General features: G+C 54.1%; 23 protein-coding genes, 1 tRNA gene and 3 pseudogenes. 3 read left to right on the top strand and 24 right to left on the bottom strand.

The window, feature by feature from the left end; genetic code table 11:
• Positions 1-87 precede the first annotated feature (87 nt).
• The 6 genes from CVE23_RS17200 to CVE23_RS17225 form a co-directional block, all read right to left on the bottom strand.
• Complete coding sequence (locus tag CVE23_RS17200) at positions 88-2235, bottom strand: carbon starvation CstA family protein (RefSeq protein ID WP_039693518.1); 2148 nt, start codon at positions 2233-2235, stop codon at positions 88-90.
• A gap of 286 nt (positions 2236-2521) precedes the next feature.
• Complete coding sequence (gene btsR / locus CVE23_RS17205) at positions 2522-3247, bottom strand: two-component system response regulator BtsR (RefSeq protein WP_042860807.1); 726 nt, start codon at positions 3245-3247, stop codon at positions 2522-2524.
• On the bottom strand, positions 3241-4932 hold the full coding sequence (locus CVE23_RS17210) for a sensor histidine kinase (RefSeq protein WP_049854409.1): 1692 nt from the start codon (positions 4930-4932) through the stop codon (positions 3241-3243). The genes btsR and CVE23_RS17210 overlap by 7 nt, the downstream gene beginning before the upstream one ends.
• Before the next feature lie 505 nt (positions 4933-5437).
• On the bottom strand, positions 5438-5746 hold the full coding sequence (locus CVE23_RS17215; RefSeq protein WP_049854408.1) for a YciI family protein: 309 nt from the start codon (positions 5744-5746) through the stop codon (positions 5438-5440).
• 23 nt (positions 5747-5769) lie between these two features.
• On the bottom strand, positions 5770-6393 hold the full coding sequence (locus CVE23_RS17220) for an FMN-dependent NADH-azoreductase (RefSeq protein WP_038919973.1): 624 nt from the start codon (positions 6391-6393) through the stop codon (positions 5770-5772).
• Between the two features lie 230 nt (positions 6394-6623).
• A complete protein-coding gene (locus CVE23_RS17225; RefSeq protein WP_100850018.1) occupies positions 6624-7412 on the bottom strand; it encodes an alpha/beta hydrolase in 789 nt (262 codons plus the stop codon).
• A 171-nt stretch (positions 7413-7583) separates the two neighbouring features.
• On the opposite strand from CVE23_RS17225, the gene CVE23_RS17230 reads away from it, so the two are divergent.
• The gene (locus CVE23_RS17230; protein ID WP_049854405.1) at positions 7584-8633 is read left to right on the top strand and encodes a GlxA family transcriptional regulator; all 1050 of its coding nucleotides are present in this window, start codon (positions 7584-7586) and stop codon (positions 8631-8633) included.
• Positions 8634-8966: 333 nt separating this feature from the next.
• Here CVE23_RS17230 and CVE23_RS17235 read toward each other — a convergent pair whose 3' ends face one another.
• The 17 genes and pseudogenes from CVE23_RS17235 to gpt all read right to left on the bottom strand — a co-directional run bounded on the left by CVE23_RS17235 (position 8967) and on the right by gpt (position 22660).
• The gene (locus CVE23_RS17235) at positions 8967-9188 is read right to left on the bottom strand and encodes an acyl carrier protein (RefSeq protein ID WP_033570547.1); all 222 of its coding nucleotides are present in this window, start codon (positions 9186-9188) and stop codon (positions 8967-8969) included.
• Positions 9189-9206: 18 nt separating this feature from the next.
• Complete coding sequence (locus CVE23_RS17240) at positions 9207-10643, bottom strand: AMP-binding protein (protein WP_038919977.1); 1437 nt, start codon at positions 10641-10643, stop codon at positions 9207-9209.
• A complete protein-coding gene (locus CVE23_RS17245; RefSeq protein ID WP_100850019.1) occupies positions 10640-11758 on the bottom strand; it encodes a membrane-bound O-acyltransferase family protein in 1119 nt (372 codons plus the stop codon). The genes CVE23_RS17240 and CVE23_RS17245 overlap by 4 nt, the downstream gene beginning before the upstream one ends.
• Before the next feature lie 126 nt (positions 11759-11884).
• Positions 11885-13030 (bottom strand): D-alanyl-lipoteichoic acid biosynthesis protein DltD, encoded by a 1146-nt coding sequence (locus CVE23_RS17250; RefSeq protein WP_188726103.1) that lies wholly within the window; start codon positions 13028-13030, stop codon positions 11885-11887.
• Positions 13031-13534: 504 nt separating this feature from the next.
• Positions 13535-13984: a hypothetical protein gene (locus CVE23_RS17255; RefSeq protein ID WP_225622605.1), complete on the bottom strand. Its 450-nt coding sequence runs from the start codon at positions 13982-13984 to the stop codon at positions 13535-13537.
• A 140-nt stretch (positions 13985-14124) separates the two neighbouring features.
• A pseudogene (locus tag CVE23_RS17260) lies at positions 14125-14320 on the bottom strand (hypothetical protein); the annotation flags it as partial.
• Between the two features lie 114 nt (positions 14321-14434).
• Positions 14435-14783: pseudogene (locus tag CVE23_RS17265) on the bottom strand (type II toxin-antitoxin system YafO family toxin).
• A 41-nt stretch (positions 14784-14824) separates the two neighbouring features.
• A complete protein-coding gene (yafN, locus tag CVE23_RS17270) occupies positions 14825-15118 on the bottom strand; it encodes a type I toxin-antitoxin system antitoxin YafN (RefSeq protein WP_100850020.1) in 294 nt (97 codons plus the stop codon).
• A 278-nt stretch (positions 15119-15396) separates the two neighbouring features.
• Positions 15397-15474, bottom strand: a pseudogene (locus CVE23_RS22955) (DUF4102 domain-containing protein); the annotation flags it as partial.
• A 163-nt stretch (positions 15475-15637) separates the two neighbouring features.
• Positions 15638-15713 (bottom strand) — tRNA-Thr (locus CVE23_RS17275).
• Between the two features lie 155 nt (positions 15714-15868).
• Positions 15869-17122, bottom strand: coding sequence for a glutamate-5-semialdehyde dehydrogenase (gene proA, locus CVE23_RS17280; protein ID WP_038919996.1), 1254 nt, complete (start codon positions 17120-17122; stop codon positions 15869-15871).
• 10 nt (positions 17123-17132) lie between these two features.
• The gene (gene proB / locus CVE23_RS17285) at positions 17133-18236 is read right to left on the bottom strand and encodes a glutamate 5-kinase (RefSeq protein ID WP_038919997.1); all 1104 of its coding nucleotides are present in this window, start codon (positions 18234-18236) and stop codon (positions 17133-17135) included.
• A gap of 126 nt (positions 18237-18362) precedes the next feature.
• Positions 18363-18722: a sigma factor-binding protein Crl gene (gene crl / locus CVE23_RS17290; RefSeq protein ID WP_038666354.1), complete on the bottom strand. Its 360-nt coding sequence runs from the start codon at positions 18720-18722 to the stop codon at positions 18363-18365.
• A gap of 157 nt (positions 18723-18879) precedes the next feature.
• Positions 18880-20148, bottom strand: coding sequence for a diguanylate cyclase DgcN/YfiN (gene dgcN / locus CVE23_RS17295; protein WP_049854399.1), 1269 nt, complete (start codon positions 20146-20148; stop codon positions 18880-18882).
• A gap of 4 nt (positions 20149-20152) precedes the next feature.
• On the bottom strand, positions 20153-20692 hold the full coding sequence (gene yfiR / locus CVE23_RS17300) for a regulatory sequestration protein YfiR (protein ID WP_038920001.1): 540 nt from the start codon (positions 20690-20692) through the stop codon (positions 20153-20155).
• A gap of 101 nt (positions 20693-20793) precedes the next feature.
• Complete coding sequence (frsA, locus tag CVE23_RS17305) at positions 20794-22044, bottom strand: esterase FrsA (protein WP_100850022.1); 1251 nt, start codon at positions 22042-22044, stop codon at positions 20794-20796.
• Between the two features lie 157 nt (positions 22045-22201).
• On the bottom strand, positions 22202-22660 hold the full coding sequence (gene gpt, locus CVE23_RS17310) for a xanthine phosphoribosyltransferase (RefSeq protein ID WP_038920003.1): 459 nt from the start codon (positions 22658-22660) through the stop codon (positions 22202-22204).
• A gap of 243 nt (positions 22661-22903) precedes the next feature.
• Here gpt and CVE23_RS17315 point away from each other — a divergent pair, with 243 nt between their 5' ends.
• On the top strand, positions 22904-23104 hold the full coding sequence (locus CVE23_RS17315) for a hypothetical protein (protein WP_038920004.1): 201 nt from the start codon (positions 22904-22906) through the stop codon (positions 23102-23104).
• 239 nt (positions 23105-23343) lie between these two features.
• The gene (gene pepD, locus CVE23_RS17320) at positions 23344-24804 is read left to right on the top strand and encodes a beta-Ala-His dipeptidase (protein WP_100850023.1); all 1461 of its coding nucleotides are present in this window, start codon (positions 23344-23346) and stop codon (positions 24802-24804) included.
• A gap of 66 nt (positions 24805-24870) precedes the next feature.
• On the opposite strand, the gene dinB is transcribed toward pepD, so the two are convergent.
• Positions 24871-25929, bottom strand: coding sequence for a DNA polymerase IV (gene dinB / locus CVE23_RS17325; RefSeq protein WP_038920006.1), 1059 nt, complete (start codon positions 25927-25929; stop codon positions 24871-24873).
• Positions 25930-26159: the final 230 nt, after the last annotated feature.

The following is a 26159-nucleotide window of genomic DNA, read 5'->3' on the forward strand; positions in this document are numbered from 1 at the left end:
TTGTATCCGCTGGTCTGCGCGCCGGCAGGACATGAACGCCGGCAGGCCCGTACAGGCGCCTGCCGGCGACGTCATCCCCGTAGTCTATCAGTGATGGGATGAGATCTTCACGCCGCCTTCCGGCACCGGCACATACGGTGTTTCCCGGTCGGAGCGTTCCGACGAGTTGCGCACATTCATCGCGGTGCGGATGCCATAGAAAATTATGCTATACACCACCACCAGGAACAAAACGCTCAGCGCAGCATTAGTATAGTTGTTGACGACAATGTGATGCATGTTGCTGATCTGCTGTGCGCTCAGGTCGGTGCCTTCGGCAATACGCTGTTTGTAAGCGCGAGCCAGATACAGGAAGCCTTCCAGTTGCGGATCATTGCTGAACAGCTTCAGACCCAGCGCCCAGGTGGTACAAATCAGCAGCCAGACCGCCGGCAACAGCGTTACCCAGATATAACGGGTGCGTTTCATCTTGATCAGCACTACGGTGCCCAGCACCAGCGCCACGGCAGCCAGCATCTGGTTGGAGATGCCGAACAGCGGCCACAGGCTCTTGACGCCGCCCAGCGGATCCACCACGCCCTGATACAACAGGTAACCCCACAGGCCGACGCAACCGGCGGTACCGACGATACCCGCCACCAGCGAATCGGTCTTTTTCAGGAACGGCGCGAAGTTGCCCAGCAGATCCTGCAGCATAAAGCGGCCGGAACGGGTGCCCGCATCCAGCGCGGTCAGGATGAACAGCGCTTCGAACAGGATACCGAAGTGGTACCAGAAGCCCATGTTGGCGCTCGGGATAATCTGATGGAACACATGTGCGATACCTACCGCCAGCGTCGGTGCGCCGCCGGCGCGGTTGAGCACGGACGGTTCGCCGATGTCTTTCGCGGTCTGCAGAATCTGCTCCGGCGAAATCACAAAGCCCCAGGAGCTGACGGTGGCCGCCGCATGCGCGGTGACGTCTTGCAGTTGCGCCATGATGGCCGGCGCGTTGGCGCCGCCCAACTCATGCAGGTTAGGCATGGTGATGCCCAGCCCCACCGGCGGGGTGTTCATGGCAAAGTACAGACCCGGTTCGATGATCGACGCGGCGACCAGCGCCATGATGGCGACAAAGGACTCCATCAGCATCGCGCCGTAGCCGATAAAGCGGGCGTCGGTTTCGTTAGCCAGCAGCTTCGGCGTAGTGCCGGAAGCGATCAACGCATGGAAACCCGATACCGCGCCGCAGGCGATGGTAATAAACAGGAATGGGAACAGCGCGCCTTTCCACACCGGCCCGGTGCCATCGACAAACTGCGTCATGGACGGCATTTTCAGCTCAGGGTTGATGATCACGATGCCGATAGCCAGACCGACAATCACCCCGATTTTCAGGAAAGTCGCCAGATAGTCGCGCGGCGCCAGAATCAGCCACACCGGCAACAGCGCGGAGATAAAGGCATAGCCGATCAGCGCGAAGGTGATGGTGGTGTCTTTGAAGGTCAGCGCCGGGCCCCAGTACGGGTCGTGGGCGATAACGCCGCCGAACCAGATCGCCAGCAGCAGCAACACGATGCCGATCACCGACACTTCCCCTACCCGACCGGGGCGCAGGAAGCGCATATAAATGCCCATAAACAGCGCGATCGGCACGGTAGAGCAGACGGTGAATACGCCCCACGGGCTTTCCGCCAGCGCTTTCACCACGATCAGCGCCAATACCGCCAGAATGATGATCATAATCAGGAAGCAGCCGAACAGCGCGATGGTGCCGGGCACCGGCCCCATTTCCTCTTTGATCATTTCACCCAACGATACGCCATTGCGGCGGGTCGACATGAACAGCACCATGAAGTCCTGCACCGCGCCCGCCAGCACCACCCCGGCCAGCAGCCACAGCGTGCCGGGCAGGTAGCCCATCTGGGCCGCCAGTACCGGACCTACCAGCGGACCGGCGCCGGCGATGGCCGCGAAGTGGTGGCCGAACAACACATTGCGGTTGGTCGGCACATAGTTGAGCCCGTCGTTGTTGACCACCGCCGGTGTGGCGCGGTTGGCGTCAAGCTCCATCACCTTGCGGGCGATGTACAGACTGTAGTAACGGTAAGCGACCAGGTAGACCGCTACCGAGGCCACCACGATCCACATGGCGCTGACGTGCTCGCCGCGACGCAGCGCGACCACGCCGAGACAACAGGCCCCGATGAACCCCAGCAATACCCAGGGAAGATGCTTGAGAAGTTTATCTTTCATCTCTTTACTCTTCTTATGTAGTAGTAACGTTTCGTGACTTTATTCAGCCAACAAGTCGGGTAAAAGCGGAATTTAGGTTAGCGGTCGGATAAGCCGACGACCGGTCGCATACCGGAATAAGCGGTGACGGATTTTTACCTAAACTGACGAAAATTCACGCTTCGACGGGCAGGAAAAACCGGACAAGAGATACGCCGACGCCAGCCAACGCGTCGGTCGAAAATACGGTGACAGAAAAGCGGAAAAACAGCAGGTCAGCCGGCCTGTACCAATACGGACCCGGCTTTCAGCCTTTAAGGCCGAGCAGTTGCTTGAGGGTTTTCAGGTAGCGGCGACTGACCGGCAACGGCTGGCCGCTTTTCAGCACAATTTCCGCCTGACCGCTCTCCTCCAGCCGGATTTCGCGCAGATGGTCCATATTGACCAGATACTGCCGATGACAGCGTACCAACGGAGTGCGGCTTTCCAGCGTTTTCAGGGTCAGTTCGGTAAAGCACTCCTCCCCTTGCGGGCCGGTCACATACACCCCGCTCTGCCGCGAACTGGCAAACTGCACTTCGCTGCTTTTCATCAGATAGATACGGCTGTGCCCGGTACAAGGGATGTAGTCGAGGCCGGCCTGATGGTCGGGCAGTTTATCGACATTCTGCACGGGGCGCTCCCGGTGCAGATTACGCAGGGTTTTCGCCAGCCGCGGCGGGTCGATCGGCTTGAGCAGATAGTCGAACGCCTGTTCCTCAAACGCCTTGATGGCATATTCATCGTAGGCGGTAATGAACACGATGTAGGGCATGTTGTCCGGATCGATCATGCCGATCATCTCCAGCCCGCTGATACGCGGCATCTGAATATCCAGAAACACCACGTCGGGATGAAACCGGTGGATGGCGCTGATCGCTTCCACCGCATTCGCGCACTCCCCCACCAGCTCAAGGCCGTCATCCTGCTCCAGCAGGCAACGCAGGTTGTCCCGCGCCAGCGGTTCATCGTCAACAATCAGCACGCTCAGCATGAGTGGCGTTCCTCGCAAGGCAGGGTTAGATGGATATGGGTGTAGCGATCGGGCTCGCATTCCACGCTCAGGCCATAGTCGTTGCCGTAACGGCTGCGGATGCGCTTATCAACCAGATTCATCCCCAGCCCGGTGCAGTTGGTACGCGGCTGGTACAGACCGGCGTTATCCTCAATGCTCAACAGCAGACGATCGCCCTGCTGGCTGGCGCTGATGGTGATCACGCCGGTACCCAGCAGATGCGCGGTACCGTGCTTAATGGCGTTTTCCACCAGCGGCTGTAACGAGAACGCCGGCAATCGCATCGACATCAGCGCCGGCGGCAGATTGAAGCGGATCTGCAATCGCTCCTGAAAACGCGCTTTCTCGATTTGCAGATAGGCGTTCACATGCTCAATTTCATCGGCCAGCGTGACGATCTCTTCAGAGCGTTTGAGGTTTTTGCGAAAGAACGTCGACAATGATTGCACCAGTTGACCGGCCTGTTCGCTGTCGCGGCGGATCACCGCCAGCAGCGTGTTGAGCGCGTTAAACAGGAAATGCGGGTTGACCTGGGCATGCAGCAGCTTGATTTCCGATTGCGTCAGCAACTGCTTGCTGCGCTCATACTGACCAGCCAGGATCTGTGCGGCCAGCAGGCTGGCGATGCCTTCGCCGAAGGTACGGTTGATCGAACTGAACAGCCGGTTTTTGGCTTCATACAGTTTGATGGTGCCGATCACCTGCTGATTCTCGCCGCACAGCGGGATCACCAGCGTCGACCCCAACCGGCAGGTGGACTGCAACGAACACTGGTAAGGCGTTTCGTTGCCGTCGGCGTACACCACTTCGTTGTGCTCGATGGCGCGCCGGGTATGGCCCGAGGCGATAGGCGTTCCCGGCAGATGGTGATCGTCGCCGATGCCAATAAAGGCCAGCAGCTTTTCGCGATCGGTGATCGCCACCGCGCCGATATCCATCTCCTGATAGATCACCTGCGCCACCCGCATACTGTTTTCTTCGTTAAACCCTTGGTGCAGGATACCTTCGGTACAGGCGGCGATTTTCAACGCCCGGGCCGAAAACGCCGAGGTGTACTTTTCGAACATGGCGCGCCGGTCCAGCAGGATGCGCATGAACATCGCCGCGCCAATGCTGTTGGTGACAATCATCGGCGCGGCAATGTCCTTGACCAGTTTCAGCGCATCATCAAACGGCCGCGCCAGCGACAGAATAATCGCCATTTGCAGCAATTCGGCGATAAACGTCACCCCCGCCACGGTAAAGGGATTGAACAGCCGGTCGACCCGCCCGCGACGCATCAGCAAACGGTGCGCCATGCCGCCCAGCAACCCTTCGACGATGGTCGACACCATACAGCTGAACGCGGTCATGCCGCCGAGCGAATAACGGTGTAGCCCGCCGGTCATCCCCACCAGCATGCCCACGCCCGGCCCGCCGAGCAGGCCGCCCAGCACCGCGCCGATCGCGCGCGTATTGGCGATGGAGTCCTGCACATGCAGCCCGAAATAGGTGCCCATGATGCAGAACATAGAAAACATGGCGTAGCACAACAGCTTATGCGGCAACCGAACCGTCACCTGCATCAACGGGATAAACAGCGGCGTTTTACTGAGCAGATAGGCGATCACCAGGTAGACGCACATCTGCTGGAGCAACAGTAAAACCAGTTTGAACTCATACATGATAAAAACTCGGACGGGGCAAAAAAACCGGAAATCTGGCGATGCTCAGGGAAGCATACCCTAACACAAAAGCGCGGCGTTACTTTGACGAGATTCACTTATTTGCATCCCCGCCGGTTTTGTATCTCCGTCACAGTCCTCGTTAAGAACGAGTCGGCTGTTTTGCCCGGCCCACTTCCTGGGCCTTTCCCCTTCGGGAGTGCAGCAAACGGTGTTCAGACTGGCCCCGGCAATGCTCCCCAACCACAGACTCAGGTCCGTGGTTGGGGATATACGGTATTACCGCCCCCCGAATGATTTAGGGTATGTACGGTATTAAACTAAAAATATTATATTTAACTAAAACCCCGACATTGAATTAAACATGATGCAGCGAGTAAAAAACCAACCCGACACCATATATTGCATTGAAAACAGACTGTATTACACGTCAATACAGAATTGACTTCCGGATGATATTATCGTTTCGCCAGCACAGAAATCATTCATTGGGGGATTTAGATTATTACAACGATTTTGCGTTCCCGGCCCATTCGGAATAAAAGTGCCCAGAGCAAATTGCCGGTTCAATCGCTTTTATATCCACCTTAACCAAACCCAGGTTGACGAACGGGTCGTCTGACAACGAGGCATGCACTGCCGCGTTATCCGTGGCATAAGCCAGAATAAACCCGCCGGTTCCGTCTTCTAATGGACCAGCAAAAATCACGGCCCCTTGTTTGATATTATCAGCCAGCCATTTTTTATGTGAATCAATATGCTTTTCAAGTTCGTTTTTGGGGCTGGCATACTCAAGCGTAATTGCATATAACATAGCTACCACCTTAATTAAGTAAATTAGACGGCAAGGGAGTCGATGATTGTCTGGATGGACGCCTTCGCATTTTGGATTTCATGATTTTTTATTTCATCGCCTTTTGATGCGCCTTCCGCACGAATGAAATAAATATCGTTAATACCGAGAAACCGGAAAAAGGCCTGGAGATAGCGTTCCTGAAAGTCCATACCAGCAAAAGGCTGCTCGGTATAAAATCCGCCGCGCGCAGATACCACAATGATGGTTCTGCCGCCGGACAAGCCTACCGGCCCTTTTTCGGTATATTTAAATGTCCTTCCTGCCTGTGCAATTCTATCCAGCCACGATTTCAGCTGACTGGGTACTGAAAAATTGTACATCGGCGCGCCGATGACAATTACGTCATTGGTCAGAAACTCTGACACCAGCTGTTCAGAGATCATATGCTCCTGCAACGTCGAACTGTCCACCGACGCTGACGCTATCTGGCGAAAACCAGCGGCGATAGCACCGGTCAGATGGCGTATTTCATGTTTAACGACATCACGGTAAGACACGGTGGCCTGCGGATAGTGTTTGATCAACTGCGCAATAACATCAGCGGAAATCTGCCGTGTTACTGAACCGTCGTCAAGAATACTGGAGTCTATATGTAAGATTTTCACAATAACTTCTCCTTTATTTTAACGTTACCGTTTATACCCTAAATAATTCGAGTTGCAGGACAAAACGTGTTGCGTTTTGAACAACGCAAAGCGTTGGCCCTTCAGGGCAAGACTCATAATGAGTCTTGTAACGCGGCGACGCAGCGAATCCCCAGGAGCTTACATTAGTAAGTGACTGGGGTGAGCGAGGAAAGCCAACGCATCTGCAACTTGAAGTATGACGGGTATAATCATTTAATTGCTTTGGCGGCACTATCAATAAAATTCGCGACAGCATCAGGGTGCGACACCAGAGACATGTGACTGGATGAAATCGACATGACTTTTGCGCCGATGTGGTCGGATATTTTTTTCTGAACCGATGAATGTAATGCGTGGTCATTCTCCGTCAGCAAATACCACGTGGGTTTATCTTTCCACGCAGCGTGCTGAACCTTATCGCCAAACGCTTTGGCTGCGATCGGCTGTTGTACCGCGGTTAATTCCAGTACTTTTTTTAACGGCACGTCCCCTGCCATCACCGCACGATACTGTTCCGGATTATCCAGCCAGATTAACCCATTGGCATCCGGCGCCATCCCTTCCATCGGCGCGCCCAGCCGTTGCAATAAGTCAGCGGCGGATTCTCCGCTGTCTGGAACCAGCGCCGATAAATAGGCGATGCCGCGAACGTTCGGCGCATTCCCCGCCTGGGTGACGACGGCTCCCGCCCATGAATGCCCCACCAGCAAGACGTCTCCCTGCTGTCTTTGCAACACGCGCTCTGTCGCCGCGACATCGTCGGCCAAAGAGGTAAGAGGGTTTTGCACGGCGGTGACATGGTATCCCATGCCTTGTAATTTGGCCGTTACGGACGACCAACTGGAGCCGTCCGCGAATGCGCCATGCACCAACACGATATTCTTGATATTCATATTATTAATTTTCGCAGCCTCCGCAGCCTGTTGAACACTGAAGCAGAGCGTCAGAACCACGGCGATAACCAGATTGTGCAGCCATGTCATGCGGGAATCGGTCATATGCTCTCCTTTGGCGGATTAATCTTGATCGCCGGGTTTTCCCTGGTGCCGGTATTCCCCTGACGATACGGAATGGTTGAAGTTTAGCCGGCCCAAACGCTTGTGGTAAGATGGCAAACTTGACATAGTTCATGCAAAATTCGCCAAATTGTATGACGGGAGAAAATCACCATGCGTATTTCAATTCTGGCGCTGCCGGGCAGTATGCTGTCGGCCATAGCGGGACTGGCCGATATGTTCTGGATTGTGAATCAGGCGCTGATGGCACGGCCCGAGAAGAACCCGTTATCCTCTCCCCCTGACCTGTCTTTTGAAACAGCCATTGTCAGCGTCGACGGAAAACCAGTACGCGACGCACAGGGAAGGCTTATTCATGTCGACAGTTCGTTTGAGGCAATCGGCAAATCCGACGTGGTTCTGGCAACGGGAATGGTGCTCGGCCCCGATAAATTGCCGGTAGCAACGTCATCGGTCAGCGAATCGGCAAGCTGGCTAAGAGAGCAATACCAGCGTGGCTCGCTGATAGGCGGCGCATGCGCAGGGAGTTTCATTCTGGGGGATGCCGGGCTGCTGGATGGACGGTTTTGCAGCACGACCTGGTGGCTCTACCATACTTTCAAGCAAAAATACCCAAAGGCAAAACCGGTATGGGGCAAAGCGCTGGAAGAACAGGATGGCATCATAACCACCGGCGGCCCCTTATCCTGGGTTGAGCTTGCCCTGCATATTATTCGGCATAAAGCCGGGCCCAACGTCGCCAAGTTGGCGGCAGATATCGCCGTTGCCGACAGCCAGCCCTTGTCGCAACGTATTTATGCTCCGCAAGGATTTATGAATACGGTTGATCCTTTACTGCTGCGCGCTGAACACCTGATCCGATACGAAAACCCGTCCATGACCGCGGAGGAATTAGCCAGCGCCCTGAACTTTAGCGATCGGACGCTTCACAGAAAGCTTAAGGAGCTGACTAACGAAAGCCCCAAAAATTTTATTACACGCGTTAGGATCGAAACGGCCTGTCTGCTTCTCGAAAACCCGGCAGCCAACATCAAACAGGTGGCCCGGGAATGTGGTTACAGTGAAGACACCGCCTTCAGGCGCGCCTTTTCACAATTGATGGGAATGGCGCCAATCCAGTATCGAAAGTGGGCGCTATTAAGAAATGATAATTTGCTGAGAAACGATAAAAACATAATATCGGATAACCACGACCAATCCTGAGCGGCGTGATGCTCGCACCGTTTCTATATGGTGGCCGGGAAAAATAGGGTTGCCAGAAAAATAGGGTTGCCGGGCAAAATCGCGCTACCCGGTGGTTCGTGCTCATGTCATCCATCCCTTTATTAACCGGGTGGATCACATCGGATATATGGATAACCGGTGAGGCAGGCTTTCAAGATTGAACCAGTGATAGATGTCGGCAAAAGCCATAGCGGCGGGACAGCCTGGAGGCTGATGCTTCTGCTGCTTTTCTTATCCGCGTCACCTGAAAAAAAGACCCTGAATGATGACATCCAGGGTCTTGAAAGTACGAAAGCCTTCGCCGGTTAAGGGTTAGCCGCGATTCTCTTCAATGTAACGAGCCAAATCCGCCGGAGTCTTCAGAACGTTGGCGACTTCGGTCGGTGGGATCATGCAGCCGTAAACGTCCTGTACTTCCAGCACCAGATCTACCGCCAGAATAGAGTCGAGAATATCGGACTCAATCAGCTCATCGTTAAAGCCTACTTTGCGGGATAAGACCTTTTCAAACAGGGCGAGTATTTCTTGTTCCATCATTTTTTCCTGGTGTGATCAGTTAGTGCGGGCATGGGTATCCAGCAGCTTACGGTCGATTTTGCCGTTAGGATTAAGCGGCAGCGCGTCTTTAATTATAATTTGAGAAGGCACCATATAGGGTGGAATCACCTTCGAAAGCGAGGTTTTAATCGCTTCAGGGGCTAAGTTCGTCACGCAAAACGCCGCAATACGCAGAACGCCGCCGCCCGATTTCATCAGCGGCAGGACCACCGCTTCGCTGATATCGGACATCGCCAGCAGGCGATTTTCAATCTCGTTGATTTCGATACGGTAGCCATTCAGCTTGATCTGGCTGTCATTTCGGCCCTGGCAGTACAGGATACCATCGTCTTCATAGCCCAGATCGCCGGTTCTGTAACCCCGGAACGCTTCACTCTCCCGATGCAGCAACTTCTCTGCGTTCTCCTTCGAGAGCCCGAGGTAGCCACGCATCACATGTTTGCCCCAGATCACCAGCTCACCGTCTGCGGTGATTTCCATTCTGGTGTCCGGCATCATCACGCCGATCGGCAACAGGTCGTTTTCGCTGTGCAGGATTTCATCGGTGATTTCAATGACGGTTGTCGCAATGGTGGCTTCCGTTGGGCCATACGAGTTAAGAATTTTGGCGTGCGGGAAGCGACGGCGTAACTGTTTTACCAGCGCTTTGTTTAACACTTCGCCGATGAACACGAAGACGCTGAGTTCAGGTAAATATTCACTGTTGAACTGCGGAGAGAGCAGCCTCTGGTAGGCAAACGAAGGCGTTGAAACCCAGACGGAAACGCCGTTGTTTTTCAGTCGCTCAAGCCAGTTTTCCGCGGCGATATCCTCTTTCGCATTCAGAACGATATGCCCCCCGGTTGCCAGATTCGCCAGCAGCGGGATCAACGAGAGATCGAAGCTGAACACCGCATGGTTCATCAGCACCGGCACTTCAGGCAGTGAAAAGTCCTGACGTACCCACTTCATGAAGTGCCACAGGCTTTCACGCCCGATCTGCACCCCTTTAGGCTTTCCGGTGCTTCCGGAGGTGAACATGATATAGGCGAGATCCTGTTCGACCAGCACCTGACCAAGCTCACCGGTTGCAACGAACTGCTTTGTCGCCACATCGTAATAGTAAGGGGCACTCGCCAGCTGGCAAATCTCTTTAAGCCGCTCCTGAGGATAGATGCAGTCCACCGGGATATACGGAATGTTATGCAATAGGCAGCTATAGATAGCCACGGCAAATTCAGCCTGCTGATGTCCGTATAAAACTACCGGTGTCCCGGCAGGCTGCCGGCACTGCTGATAGCGCTGCGACCAGTCGGTAACGGCTACGGATAGCTGTTGCCAGGTCATCGCTTCGTCGCTACCGCTAATCGCCAACTGATGTGGATTCGCGGGCTCAAGTAATGCCGTACGCAAGAAATCTTGCAGTTCCTGAAGCTCGGAGTGAAGGTTCATAGAGGTGACATTCCGCTAAAGATGTAAAGGGAGACAGCGGCGCTTGCCAGCGTCAGAATTCGTCCCAAAAACACAATAACTGGATAATGTAACCAGTTGCTGAGCGTCGGACTGCGTTTGGCTGACCACTGTAGCATGTTGTGTGCAACGGAAATGGCGCCAAACAGCGCGCCGCTAATGATATAGTGTCGTTCGAGTCCGTTCCATGCCCCCATACAAAACAGGGTGCAAAAAATGCCGATATTCTGCGCCAGCGTTTTGTTCTGGCGGAAAAAGTCGAGCTTCATCAAATTCATATAAATCGGCATAAAGACCACGTCCCTCAACCATTCAGACAGGCTGATATGGAAGCGACGCCAGAAATCCTGTGGATTTTTCGCCAGAATGGGCATATTGAAGTTCGCCGGGATATTCAGGCCAAACAAGCGCCCGGCCCCAATCGCCATATTACTGTACCCAGCAAAGTCAAAATAAAGATACGCGCTGTAGGCCAGCGACATAACGACGCCAACGCTTAACGTAAATGGACGATGACTCCATGACTGAATAACCAGGTTGTCGATAAGCATGGCTAATAAGAACTTCTGGATAATACCGACAAAAATTTGCTCCATGGCGGGTAAAAACTGCTCACGGGTGATAGTAAAAACCTGTTTATTAATATCATTAGTCCATGTCCGCCAGCGATACATCGGACCGGCCGTGATAATAAATGGCAGGAAAAGATAGCAAAAGTAATGCAGGAAATTCTGACTATCTTTTTTGGTGCGATAAAGTAATACATCAATAGCGCGGAAAGTCATAAAAGACAAGCCGAGCATACCCAGATGGTTGTTGAGGTGCAATTTCACCAAAAACAACGGGAGCAACGTCAGGCAGACCGCCTGCCAGGTTTTTAACCACCCTTTCTCTTTCAGCGTGATCAGAATATAAAATCCCAGGAAAACTGCCACGGGCACAATATAATCACCCTGGAAAATATATCCCCAGCCTAATATTGTCAGCACCGAAAAAGCGGATAAATAAGTCAGTCGGTAATTAAATAGCCGATTAACCAGCGCAAACAGCAGTGCTGATAAAAACAGAAAGAAAAAAAATGTTCCGGAGCTATACATCATTCATCCTTCAGAACTTTTGATATTCAAAATGTACTTTTAAACTCATGCTGTCATCAACAGAGGTCCACGCGACGATGGTAACCGCCAGAAAGAGATAAAGAAAAAAGAGGCGAATAGCGTATTTCATCGTTTAAAACTCTCAGCAATAAAACGGTCCATGACAACCCATGCCGGGTCTGTCGGGTGCAGGCGATCCCAATTCCAGCCGTTCTGATAAGGTTGCGCGTACATATCCAGATAAGGCACCTGATTCGCCTCCAGCTCCGACCTGATTTGCTTATCAATAGACTGGAATTTCTCAGAGTTTTTAATCGCCCACGGATTAATCGCATCGACAATCACCACAACCTGAACGTGACGCTCTTTCAGCAGTTTGATGGTCGCCTGGAAGGCTTCCATTTGTGTGGGATATAGCGGTGCGTCATCCCACACATCCTGCGTGGGATCCTCATCGAATACAGACTTATCCATCCACAATGTCTCCGCGCTTTGCTGGCGAGACTTATTCAGTTCATGGGCGTGAGCCAGTTCGTTATCCCAATCGGGAACGATTTCAGTAGCAGGCGGAGTGGGCCACGGTTGTGAAGGCTGAGCGACAATTCCCAACATTGCCAGCCAGTCGTTCTTTACCATCTCGCAGAAGATCGCAAACTGATAGCTTATTTCCTGCCAGACAATATTCAGGTTCCAGCCATAAATGCCCATTTGAGCAAAAGTTAAATGGCTGATCTCTTCCTCATTAATATGATGCTGCAAATAATCAACCAGAAAATTTCGTGCCTGAGCATCTTCCATCAGGGGATTAAAAACGGATGCCGGAAAATTGTCGGCAAAAACTGCCGGTGGGAGGCCATCGCCGTAAAAACTATCCGGCGCCAGTTGTAAAACCACCTTGCTGTTCGCATTCAGGTCATTTTTAAAACGTGAGAGCAGTAAAAAATGCGCGACGTTATCGATATAAGCATCACCATAGGCGACTACCGGTCGTTTTAACTGATTATTAAAGTAATTATATACCGCGTAATGTTCATCTTCAGATGTGGATACTTCCGAAGCACCGATGAAAAAAATCGCATTTCCCTGCAACGCATGGGAAATGGTGGCCGTTTTCTCCTTCAGCTCTTTTGGCGTTCCTTCCAGAGTTTTAATCAGCGGCTGGAATGTTAGCGGCGGATCAAAGCTCGTCACCAGCGGGGGAACGCTCAGAAACAGGATGGCCAGGGTAGCCATCAGGATATGTAGGCAGATAGTATTTTTAATTTTTATCATAAAAGTAAAACCACATCGTATCAAATTGTTTAAAAATTGTTAATTTTTTATCTTCACAGTGAATCGACTACTGTTTTTTTCGACACTATATACCAAGCTAATATTCGATGATGAGTACTGCTGTGTAACGGTATGTACAGGGTTTAGCCCGTCTTAAGTATAAGCCCCATACCGGTACTGGGATGAGCGGAAAAAGGGGTAATGCAGGAGATGGTGCCATTGCCAGGCGACACCGTTATACACTTTCCGTCCGGTACGCCGGTTTCAGGGCATGAAGGGGTTTTGGGGGGTAAATCGAACTTTTGGCAGATTACAGGATCGGATCATGCATCATTCTGATAAAACCGGGTATGCCGTGGCAAAGCAGGAGTGCAACATCGCCAACTGACGAGCCAGCGCTTATCAATCGTGGTTCTCTTCCTTTCTGACTTGGTGAGTCAACCATCCAGACCCGGTTCGGATTGCCGGGAAACTTACACGAGCCTCTCCGTTACCTAAAAATATTTATGGTACGCGCGTAATTTTCGTTGTTCCTTTTATGGTGGAAAGATCGTGATACTGACCATTCGAGTAAATAATCATAACTCTAACCGTGCCGGCATAAGCACCAAATCCATTTTTAGCATTGACCGATACAGGGATAATCCAGCCAAACATTAACTGTTCTTTATCGGCTGGAACATTCATGACCCACGAATAACCTTTATAAGGTTCAAAAAATTTATAATGGGCACTGTAGGGATCTTTTAAGCGATAATAAAAATGATTTTTAATGCTTTGCTTATAGTCGCCGGGTAGCGTTCCATAATTAGCAAGCTGAACCTGTAACGGATCGGGTGCCTGTGATTTTGCTATACACCCTGTCAACAGGATTGTCATGGCAAAAAAAAGAATATATTTTCGCATGGATTGCATCTCAGCCTGAATGAAGGACACAAAAGCTTTTCTTGTCATAGGGGTACGCTAGCACCTCACACTAAGTGTGGTCTATATACCATTGATAAACGGATTGTTTATCGTAGGAAAGGAATCACCACGTCGCTCGCTACATAGCGGACTTTTGAATAAACCACATCGATTTTCTGCGCTCTTAATCAGAAAAACCGAAATGATATTCTGCGGTACCATCGGGAAAAAAGTAGGCTGACGCCGCCGAGGCGACTGTGACGGGGCCCGACTGTAGAAGGCTTCAATGCAATCGAAGATATCGGCACGGGCCAGATCGCGGGTTTTGTCGATCCGTTTTCTGATGCGCTCTTTTTTCAGTGAACTGAAGAACGATTCGATAATAGGAACGAAATATAAAAACTAATTTATTGATAATATTAAAAAATAATCCATTCCATCTTTACTGATACCCCAACGGCTTTTGCGCCCCGGTTATTCGGGTGTTTTTTGAACAACTTAATACTTCATTCTGAATGCTTCGGCCATCACGCCTATTTTGTGCATGTGGTTATTATTTCGGGCCATCTTATGCGCTTCGGGTTTCAGAATGATAATCAGCAGGTAGGCATCAGGCTCACTGGCACCCTGGCAGTACACCAAGTGGGCCTGATCGCTGGTTCGCTTGAACTGGCGTAAAAACTTAGGAAAAGGGGCATCCGTATCAGCAAGATGAATGTGCGCTACCTGCTCTTCTTTCACCAGGGGGATAGGTACGGTCATCATCGTAAGGGGCGTCACGGCCAAAGGTATCCGGCAACACGCCCTCTTTTTTATACGACAGAAAATCCGCCACCAAATCATCCAGCTATTGCTGGCGGATAAGCGTTGATTTGAAAATCCTGATGCTCATTCAGAGAACTCGGTCAGATCCTTGTCAGAGGCATTTTGCAGCAGTGTCTGCCCGTTCTGCGCAATCTCGCTTAACCGTTCAGCGGTTGGCCGAAAACGCGCGGCGGTATGCACCCTACCCTGTTTCTCTTCCAACAGGTCGATCAGTTCTTCAAACACCTTAGCGCTAACCATATAGCCAGCCGGGCGGTTGTTGGAGAGAACTGCAACAGGTTCATCAATAAAATATTTCGCCGGGTTTTTTCTTAACTCTGTGATGTTGATAGATTTTTCAGCAAGAATGCGTTCCATAAATCACCTGTAAAATGTCTGTTATAGTGATCATTTTAATGTACATGATAATAAACATCCAGTTGTACGCTTAAAAAACAGACAATGCTAATACCACGGCCCGGTGTTTAACAGGCCGCTTTTCTGGCTTCCCGTTCTGCCTTTTCTACCTTCCTAATCAGCCGTCCGGTCATTCTTGTCATTTTCGCATCTGACACCCGCCAATATGCGGCCTCGGTTTTTATCAGCCTGGCTAACTTTCTTTCAAAGGTTTCCCAGCGCATACGGGCTGGCTTTTACAGCCCACCGCCATCCGAGAGTTTATAGGGCTTGTCTTTAGGTTTGGCGGTGTCTACCTGCCTGGCATTGAGTTTCATTGGGGGTATCTCCACAAGACCGAACAGCATATACCCCTAGATATACCCCATCTGACTGTAGATTTTGGGGTATCTCAGTAGACGTCAGGACACAAAAAAGGGCTTAAACCCCGCATTACAAGGGCTTCGAGTGGATTTTAGTAGACTTAGGGAAACGTGTAAGTGGTGCCGATAATAGGAGTCGAACCTACGACCTTCGCATTACGAATGCGCTGCTCTACCAACTGAGCTATATCGGCGAGGGAATCATCCTGCGAACGCATGACGATGAACTACGGGGTGACAAACTAGTAAAATCGTTCTGGCAAGTCAAGACTTCAAGGTACCGTCTGACGATTTTATAAACGACTGGCCCGACAGGTGTGAAAACACGGCCGCCGGGCCTTGATGTGGATCAAGCGCGAACCAAATCGTCGCCGTAACCGATCCATTTGTACGTGGTCAGCGCTTCCAACCCCATCGGGCCACGCGCGTGCAGTTTCTGGGTGCTGACCGCCACTTCCGCACCCAGTCCGAACTGACCGCCGTCGGTAAAACGGGTGGTGGCGTTGACGTACACCGCCGAGGAATCGACCTCGCGCACGAACTGTTCGGCACGGCTCAGAGAACGGGTCAGGATAGCGTCGGAGTGTTGGGTGCCGTGCTCACGGATGTGATCGATGGCGTCGTCAATGTCTGCGACCAGCTTCACGTTCAGATCCAGCGACAGCCACTCGTCGTCATAATTCGCGGCAGCTACCGCAGTGACGTCCGCCGGGCCGCTAGTCAGCAACGGCAACGATGCCGGGCAGGCATGCAGGCTCACACCCACCTGTTTCATCCGCTCGCTCAACGCCGGCAGGAAAGCGTCGGCAATGCCCTGGTGCACCAGCAGCGTTTCCACCGTGTTGCAGGTGCTGGGACGCTGGGTTTTCGCGTTAACAATCACCTTCAGCGCCGGTTCGAATTCCATCGACTCGTCGACATAGATATGGCACACGCCAATGCCGCCGGTGATCACCGGAATGGTGGACTGCTCGCGGCACAGCTTGTGCAAGCCGGCGCCGCCGCGAGGGATCAGCATGTCGACGTAGCGATCAAGTTTCAGCAGTTGGTTGACCAGCTCACGATCCGGGCTTTCAATCGCCTGAATCGCGGCGGCGGGTAAGCCGCATTCGGTGAGCGCCTGCTGAATCACTTTTACCGTGGCGGCGTTGGTGCGATAGGTCTCTTTGCCGCCGCGCAGAATCACCGCGTTGCCGGTTTTCAGGCACAGGCTGGCGACATCCACCGTGACATTCGGACGGGCTTCATAGATTACGCCGACCACGCCCAGCGGCACGCGGCGTCGTTCCAGTTTTAAACCGTTATCCAGAATGCGACCGTCGATGATTTCGCCTACCGGGTCGTTCAGACGGCAAACCTGACGCACATCATCGGCAATCGCCTTCAGGCGCGCCGGGGTCAGTTGCAGACGGTCCAGCAACGCTTCGCTCATGCCGTTTGCTCTGGCTTGCGCCAGATCCTGCTCGTTAGCGGCCAGAATGACGTCATGCTGCGCTTCCAGCAGATCCGCTATCGTCATCAGCGCCCGATTTTTCTGGCTGGTGCTGAGCGCCGCCAGCTGATAAGAGGCTTTTTTGGCCGCTTTACCCATTTGCTCAAGCATCGCCTGCTCCTTAAATAATGATCATGTCGTCGCGGTGGACGGCCACCGGGCCGTATTCGTAACCCAGAATCTCCGCAATCTGCTGAGAGTGATGCCCGGCGATCATACGCAGCGCATCGCTGTTATAACGGGTGACGGCATGTGCCAGGTCACGCCCGTTCAGGCTGCGGATGCGAATCACCTCGCCGCGGGAGAAATTGCCCGCCACGTCGCGGATGCCTTTCGGCAGCAACGAACTGCCGCGTTCCAGCATGGCGGACAGCGCGCCGTCGTCAACGGTGATTTCACCGGCGGGCGGCGCGCCAAAAATCCAGCGTTTACGGCTTTCCAGCGGGGTTTCCAGCGCGTGGAAACGGGTACCGACCGATACATCGTTAATCACATCGGCAATCACGCCGACCCGGTTGCCGGCGGCGATGATCACATCGATGCCGGAACGACAGGCGACATCCGCCGCCTGCAGTTTGGTGGACATCCCGCCCGTACCGAGGCCGGACACGCTGCCGCCGGCAATCTGGCGCAGTTCGTCGGTCACGCCCTGCACTTCACGAATCAGCTCCGCATCGGGATTGGAACGCGGGTCGGCGGTGAACAACCCGGCCTGATCGGTCAGCAGCAGCAGTTTGTCGGCATCCGCCAGCATAGCGGCCAGCGCCGACAGGTTATCGTTGTCGCCGACTTTGATTTCAGCGGTGGCAACCGCATCATTCTCGTTAATGACCGGTACGATATGGTTGTCGAGCAAGGCGCGCATGGTGTCGCGGGCGTTGAGGAAGCGTTCGCGATCTTCCAGATCGGCACGGGTCAGCAGCATCTGGCCGACGTGAATGCCGTAGATGGAAAACAGCTGTTCCCACAGTTGAATCAACCGGCTCTGCCCTACGGCGGCCAGCAACTGCTTGGTGGCGATGGTCGGTGGCAGTTCCGGGTACCCCAGATGCTCGCGGCCGGCGGCAATCGCCCCGGAAGTCACAATCACGATGCGATGCCCTGCGGCATGCTGCTGGGCGCACTGGCGCACCAGTTCGACAATATGGGCACGGTTGAGACGGCGCGAACCGCCGGTCAGCACGCTGGTGCCCAGTTTTACAACCAAGGTCTGGCTGCCACTCATAATTTTTCTGCCGTTGCGTTGAACAATAAATAATTAAGGATGAAAAAAACGTTGTAACAGGAGAGACGCGCTATGCCAACCGGCACAACGCGAAAACCCCAGGCTCCGGCGCGATGCCGGACAGCATCACGGTCGTGCGGAGAGGGAAAAAGGTGGGTCGAGTTGTTCTACCAGCGCCTGCAGGCGGGTGTGGAAATCTTCACGGGTAGCCAGCACTTTCTCATGTACCTCAGTATCTTTGATGTTTTCTTCGCGCCAGTTGCCAGCCTTGTCAAACAGACCGATGCGGTAGGCATAGAACAGGGTTTGCTCCTGCCACTCCAGATTAAGCCACCAGCCCCAAAACTCTCGCTTTTCCGGCGCAGGTTTTACATTGACACAAACCGCCAGGCAATCAAAGAAAAAACGGTTTTCTTCGCACTGACCTTCACGCAAATAAGGCCCTAACGAAGCAAAGCGCTTCATAAGCCTGCTTTTCACTGCCATGACACCCTCCTTAAAATCAGAAGACTTCCAAGCATTCACAGCGATCGAAGATGGGTCAACCCTGCCGGACTTCCAACATGGGTTCAAGTTTTTTCGCATCCGACGTTTCAGGGCGCGAGCCGTGTCACACCAATGTGCATCATATTGATAAGCAACACTACTGATTCACCGTCGCGTCTTCATCAAAGTAGCGTAAAACGCGTTCAAAATCATGACGACGCTGACGCTGTTTATCCTGATACATCGCCTTGTCAGCCAGTTCGATCAGCATTTCCGGCGTCATCGACGGCAACGCCTGCGCCACGCCGATGCTGAGCGACATCACGACTTCCTGCCCGTCCGGCAGAATAACCGGCTCAAGCATGATCTGCCGGATCGCCTCCACCCGTTGCTGCGCATCCTGCATATCGTGTACTCCCACCAGAATCAACGCGAACTCGTCGCCCGCCAACCTGGCCGGTAAATCCTGGTTGCACGCGCAGTGCGTCAGCCGGTTGGCTACCGCCAGCAGCACCTGATCGCCCGCGCCATGACCGTAAGTGTCATTGATTTTCTTGAAACGGTAGCCATCCATAAACAGCAGCGCAGTGTTGGTTTGGTATTGCGGATCCTGCAGCACGCCGGCAAGCGCGCTGAGAAAAGCGGTGCGATTCGCCAGCCCGGTCAGCGAGTCGTGCAGTGAATGTCTGAGCAGCGAATCGTTCTCGTGCTGCATCTGGCGCTGCCAGGATTCAACTTCATCCAGCAAGCTGTTGAGGTCACGCCCAAAACCATCCAGCTCGGCGAGTTTGACCGTCGGCACCCGGCGGGAAAAATGGCGATTTTCGCGGATATCATGCACCACTTCGGCAATATGATGCAGCGACAGGATCAACCCGCGGTGCAGGCGGCGGGAAATCACGATGGCGAGCAACGACGCCAGCAACATGCATAAGGTCAGCGAACCCAACGAGAAGAACACGAAATTTCTGGCGGGCGTGTCCGCGCCGCTGATTTCCAGATACCCGATCCGCTGGCCGCGGTGGGTGATGGGCTGTATCACGCTACCGGGAAACAGCCACTTTGACGTCAGATGACTGAGCCAATCCGGCGTTGCTGCTTCTCCTGCGCTCCATTGCGCCAGCGGCTTGCCTTTGGCATCCGTCAGCAGCGCGCTGCTGAACTGTCCCTGCCGCCCCAAACTGCTCAAGGTTTCGTTTGCCGCCGTCACATCGCGAAACACCACCGCCGCTTCGACGTTGCGACTCAGGGTATAACCCAGCAGTTGCAGGTTTTTCTCAGCATATTGCTTGAAACAGAACATGGAGGCGACGGTAATCAACAGCCATGAAAACACCATGGCGATCACCACCCCCAGCGTATTGATGCGGGTCAGCGCCTGCCTGAAGGTTTTCTGTCGATAAGCGTGCGGTACAGGTATCGCCATCGGTTCAGTTCCGGACCCGGGCCAGCATTAACACGTCCGGATTCACCCTGACCCCGGTACGGGACAGCGCCTCCATGTTGATGGAGAACCCGACGCTCTTCCCGGCGAACACCAGGCAGAACGCGCTGCCTTCATGGCAGTCGGGCGACTGCTCGGCAATGGTCATCAGCGGATGGCCGACGGCGTAACTGGCGATATCCACCTGCTCAGAGACCGTTTCTTCACCGAAGTACACCGCGTCACAATCGGAAGCAAACAGCTCCTGAGTGTCTTTGACGGTCACCGTGTTAAAGAGCCGCTTTTCCTGTGCCTCCGCCGGCATGGTCAACCCCGACAAAAAATGCGCGGAAGAGAACACGCACAGCGTGGGAAGCCCGTTCAGACGCGGCCAGTGGGAATAACTGATGATACCGGATACCGTGCGGCGCACATCGACATCCGAAACCTGCGTCAGGTCATCATGCGGCGCCTGCGCCCTTAACGAGGGGCAAATCAGCATGGATGCCAGTACCATCACGGCAAATAATGTCGCTTTTCCTACCATGTTAGTTCTGGTCGTCCGTTGAAACGAAGTTGCCATACAGTAGCTGACACCGCGGCGGCGAACCAGACGCCACGGCATAATTTTTTCACACGATGCAAAGGCTACCGCAACTGGCGACGCAACCAGTCGGTCATCTGTTGCAGCGCCAGATGAAACGTCTGGTACACCGGCGAAAAATTCAGCGATAGTAATTTACCCTGCAGCGACGAATTGACGATCAGCATCGACTCCTCTTTAGGGCTGATCAGGTCGTCTTTCCAGTAGCCGGAGAACATCGGCGTTGGGCAACGTCGCCCCAGCAATCCCTGCGTTTTCAGGGAATAGCGCCCTACTTCCACCAGCAACGCGGCGTCCGAGGAATAGGTCATGCCGAGGCGGCTCGCCAGCACATCCATAAACATGTCCGGCACCTGCTGCTGGCGCCGGGCGTCCGAGAGCAGATGATGGACGATCGGCCCCAGACAGGCGACCGCCCGCAACCGGTTTGCCTCCAGATAAGCCAGCCGCACCGCGATATTGGCGCCGAAACGGAAACCGAAAGCGCCGACGCGGGTGTGCTCAACCCACGGCACATCCGGTAAAGCCCGCAGCACCTGCTGATGCAGAAAGCTGGAATCCTGATCCAGTTTCCAGCGCGAAGACAATCCCACCGACGGCATATCCACCGTCAGCATCGCGAACCCCGCCGGGGCCAGATAGTCCTGAAACAAGCGATGATAATCGCATTGCAGCGTATCCAGACTGCCGCACATCAATACGGTCGGGAACGGCGCCTGCCCCTGAGCCGGCAGATGCAAAAACGCCGTCACCTGTCCCCCGCCTTCCACCGGCAGGGTCAGGGTTTTCAGTTCGTAAGACAAGTGACTGGCGGCTTCTTCATAAGCGCGATTGGCCAGTGCCTGAGCCTGTTCCGCCAGTTCGTCGCCTTTGAGATGAGGATAGGCGGCGATACTGTACAGGTTAGCGGCGTTCAGCCAGCACTGCCCGGCCTGCTCGCCTTGCGGATACTGCCCAGCCTGCTGTTGCCAGCGCATGCCTTGCGATACCCATTCGTATATCCAGTTGCCGCCCCGGTAGCCAATGACCGTATCCAGTAATTGATCGTCGCTGCGTTCCGCTTCGCTGGCGGCAATCCGCGCCAATACTTCTTCAATCTCCCACGGATGCACGCCGCGCCAAATCCATAACAACCGGTTGATCATCCGATACCAGTTGCGGGTGTTTTCCCCCTCCAGCGCCGACTGCATGGCAGCCACGCCGGCCGCATTGCGCGAACGTTGGATCAGCGTAGAGGTTTCCTGATGTTTTACCGACGGTTTAAACAACGTTTCGGACAGGTTGGCCTTAATCACAGCAGCCTCCGTGGACGAATCAAAACAAGAAAGATAATGGTATGAGGGAAAAGTGTACCGAACCGCAGCGGTGAAAAACAAATACGGCGCGCCAATCCCGGTCACAGAAACAAACACGCCCGGCATAACCGGGCGCGTAAAAAGCGATGTGGCGGGATTAACGGCCGGCCAGAGGCGGTACAAACACCACGCCCATGTCCCACGGCTGTTCAATCCAGGTATCCTGCGGGATATCCACTTCGTAGTCATCTACCAGCGGTTTGCCGGCCGGTTTGGCGAAGATGGTGATAAAGTGAGCTTTCGGATACATGTCGCGGATAGCTTTGGCGGTGCCGCCGGTATCCACCAGGTCATCGATCACGATGTAGCCTTCGCCATCGCCTTCAGCCCGTTTCAGCACTTTCAGCTCGCGCTGGTTGTCATGATCGTAGCTGGAGATGCACACGGTATCCACATTGCGGATACCCAGCTCGCGGGCCAGCAGGGCCCCCGGCACCAGACCACCACGGCTCACGGCAATAATGCCTTTCCACTGTTCGGCCGGCAGCAAACGCTGAGCCAGTTTACGGGCGTGGATTTGCAACATATCCCAGGTGACGATGTACTTTTCACTCATAAAACATATCCCAGCCAACGGTGAAGTCGGCTTAATCAGAGTCGGAAGGGGAAAATAAGGTTGCGCGAGATTATAGATAGCTGATCGGACAAAAACCAGTATTTATACAATATGTGCGCCATACGCTAATCAAATGGTAACGCTGCGTAATCAATCAAGCCGCTATAATGTAAAAAAGTTATTAGACTAGATGTTGCCTATACGTTAAAAACAGGTTGAATAACCACAGCCAGGAGAACACTCATGACTATTTTCGACAGCTTCCTCCTTGCACAACTGGACGTGTTCATCCCCGTATCCGGCCTCGCGTTGATGATACTGTTTTGTTTTGAGCTGAGCATCAGCTTGCGTCTGTTAATGCGGCGCCAGCCCGCCCTGATCCCCGTCGAGATTCGCCGGGACGAACAGCCCTCCAGCGCACGCCGTCGCAACGACTACGATTAAGGCCGAATGATGGGAAGAGCGCGCGTTCTCTTCCCCCGTCTTCCCTCTCCCTGATCCTTTACGTTCGTTCATCGTTTATCCTCTCTTACTATTCATAATCCTTATGCCGCGGACATTCTCCCCGATCGTGGGAAAGTGTTATTCTGTCTTAGCGTGCCTGCGTTTTCAGGCGATCAATAACGGTTTTTCGGCATCGCACGCCATCCGTCGCGTGGATGCTTAACTGGAGAGGTTAAATAGTGTCAGCCTTGTCTCAACTCTCCCCACAGCCGCTGTGGGACATTTTTGCCAAAATCTGTTCTATTCCGCACCCGTCCTATCATGAAGAAGCGCTGGCCGCTTACATTCTGTCCTGGGCGCAGGAGCGAGGCCTTCATACGGAGCGCGATCAGGTGGGCAATATTCTGCTGCGCAAACCGGCGACGCCCGGCATGGAAAACCGCAAACCGGTGGTGATTCAGGCGCATCTGGACATGGTGCCGCAAAAAAACAACGACACAGTACACGACTTCACCACAGACCCAATCCAACCTTACATCGATGGCGAATGGATCAAGGCCCGCGGCACTACGCTGGGCGCTGACAACGGCATCGGCATGGCCTCGGCGCTGGCAGTGCTGTCTGACGACAGCGTGGAGCACGGGCCGCTGGAAGTGCTGCTGACCATGACGGAAGAAGCCGGCATGGACGGCGCATTCGGCTTGCAACCCAACTGGCTGCGGGGCGACATTCTGATCAATACCGATTCCGAAGAGGAAGGCGAAATTTACATGGGTTGCGCCGGCGGTATTGATTTCCTGACCCGTCTGCCGCTGCAACGCGAAGCGGTTCCAGTCGGTTATCAGACGCTGAAACTGGTCATCAAAGGGCTGAAAGGCGGCCACTCCGGTTGCGACATCCACCTGGGACTGGGCAACGTCAACAAACTGCTGGCGCGCTTTCTGGCCCAGCACGCCGCAGAACTGGACCTGCGGGTCATCGACCTGCACGGCGGCACGCTGCGCAACGCCATTCCGCGCGAAGGCGCCGTCACTCTGGCGGTATCAGCCGACAAAGCGGACGCGCTGAAAGCCGCGGCGCAAGCCTACCTGGCCGTGCTGAAGCACGAACTCGCGGCGGTGGAAAAGAACATCACCCTGCTGCTGGAAGCCACAGACGGCACGGCGGCAGCGCTGACCACCGCCAGCCGTGATCGTTTCATCGCCCTGCTGAACAGCACGCCGAACGGCGTGATCCGCATGAGCGACGACGTGAAAGGCGTGGTGGAAACGTCGCTGAACGTCGGCGTGGTCGGCATGACCGACACGCAGGCGGAAATTCACTGCCTGATTCGTTCGCTGGTCGACAGCGGCAAAGACTACGTAGTGAGCATGCTCACTTCACTGGGTCAACTGGCGGGCGCCGACACCCAGGCCAAAGGCGGTTACCCCGGCTGGCAGCCGGATGCCCAGTCGCCGGTGATGCATCTGGTGCGTGAAACCTACCAGAAGCTGTTCGACAAAACGCCTAACATCATGGTGATCCACGCCGGGCTGGAGTGTGGTCTGTTCAAGAAACCGTATCCAGACATGGATATGGTTTCCATTGGGCCGACCATCACCGGTCCGCACTCGCCGGATGAACAGGTTCACATCGCCAGCGTCGGCCAGTACTGGAAACTGCTGACCGCACTGCTGAAAGCCATTCCGGAACGCGCGTAACCCGCGCCGGTGATGCCCGATCCGTCGGGCATCACCGCCAAATGCCGATGCCCTCGCCGCAGGGCGTCAATCCCACTGGAATACCAGTTGCCGTTCAAGTTGCGGGTCGATCAACGAAACATGCAACCCTACCAGCCGCACGCCCCGCGCTTCACGCCGCTGTTCCCAACTCTCCCGTGCCAGCCTTAGCAAATCCGGTTTATTCAGCACCGGCCAGACATGTTCCTGCGTCGTCTGGCGAAAATCGTCGAATTTCAGCTTTACCCCTTGTCGGGCAATATGCAGGTCCGGGCGAACACGCCGCAGGCGTAGTTCCAGCTCGTCATACAATCGCTCAATCAACGCTTCGCAGGCGGTCCAGTCGTGAATATCCTGCGCCAGCGTTTTCTCAACGCCGACCGACTTACGCAGACGATCCGGCGACACCTGACGCTCGTCAATACCGTGGCAGCGTTCCCACAGCACCCGACCGAATTTACCGAATTCCCGCAGCAGTTCGGTCAGCGCATAGCGGCGAACATCGGCGCAGGTGAGCAGCCCGCACTCCGCCAGCCGTTTGGCGGTCACTTTGCCGACGCCGGGGATTTTTTCCAGCGGCAGCGCCAGCAGGAATGCCTCCATTTGCGCCGGTGAAATCACATACTGCCCGTTGGGTTTGTTCTGTTCGGAGGCGACTTTGGCGAGAAACTTGATTGGCGCGACGCCGGCCGAAGCGGTCAGGTGCAGTTCGTCGGAAATCGTCTGGCGGATTTCCTGGGCCATCAGGGTGGCGGAACCGCCGCAATGCAGGCTGTCGGTCACATCGAGATAAGCTTCATCCAGCGAAAGCGGCTCAATCAGCGAGGTGTAACGGGAAAAGATCTCCCGAATCTGGTAGGAGGCGGCTTTGTAAACTTCCATTCGACCGGGCAATAGCGTCAGATGAGGGCAAAGCCGCAACGCGGTGGCGGTCGCCATAGCGCTGCGTACGCCATAACGGCGGGCCGGGTAGTTGGCGGTGCAGATCACGCCGCGCCGATCGGCGCTGCCGCCGATCGCCAGCGGAATATCACGCAGGCGCGGATTATCCCGCATCTCTATCGCGGCGTAAAAGCAATCCATATCGACATGAATGATCTTGCGCATCGCCCCTCCAAATTACTGTATAAATATACAGATCAATATTACAACAGGCAACACCTTCGCTTAACGGTTCCACTGCATCAGATGAGCGGCGGGCGCTATTGGCCGGAATAGTCCGATTTTTTATTCTTTTTTCCTTCCTGAATAAAACGGATACGGTGATAATGTGGTTGCGCGACTTGACATCAGGCTATCCCTCGCTATGGGGCATAGCCTAATGGCAGGACAAAGCC

Origin of the sequence: Dickeya fangzhongdai (assembly GCF_002812485.1) — a bacterium.
GTDB classification, from domain to species: Bacteria; Pseudomonadota; Gammaproteobacteria; order Enterobacterales; family Enterobacteriaceae; genus Dickeya; species Dickeya fangzhongdai.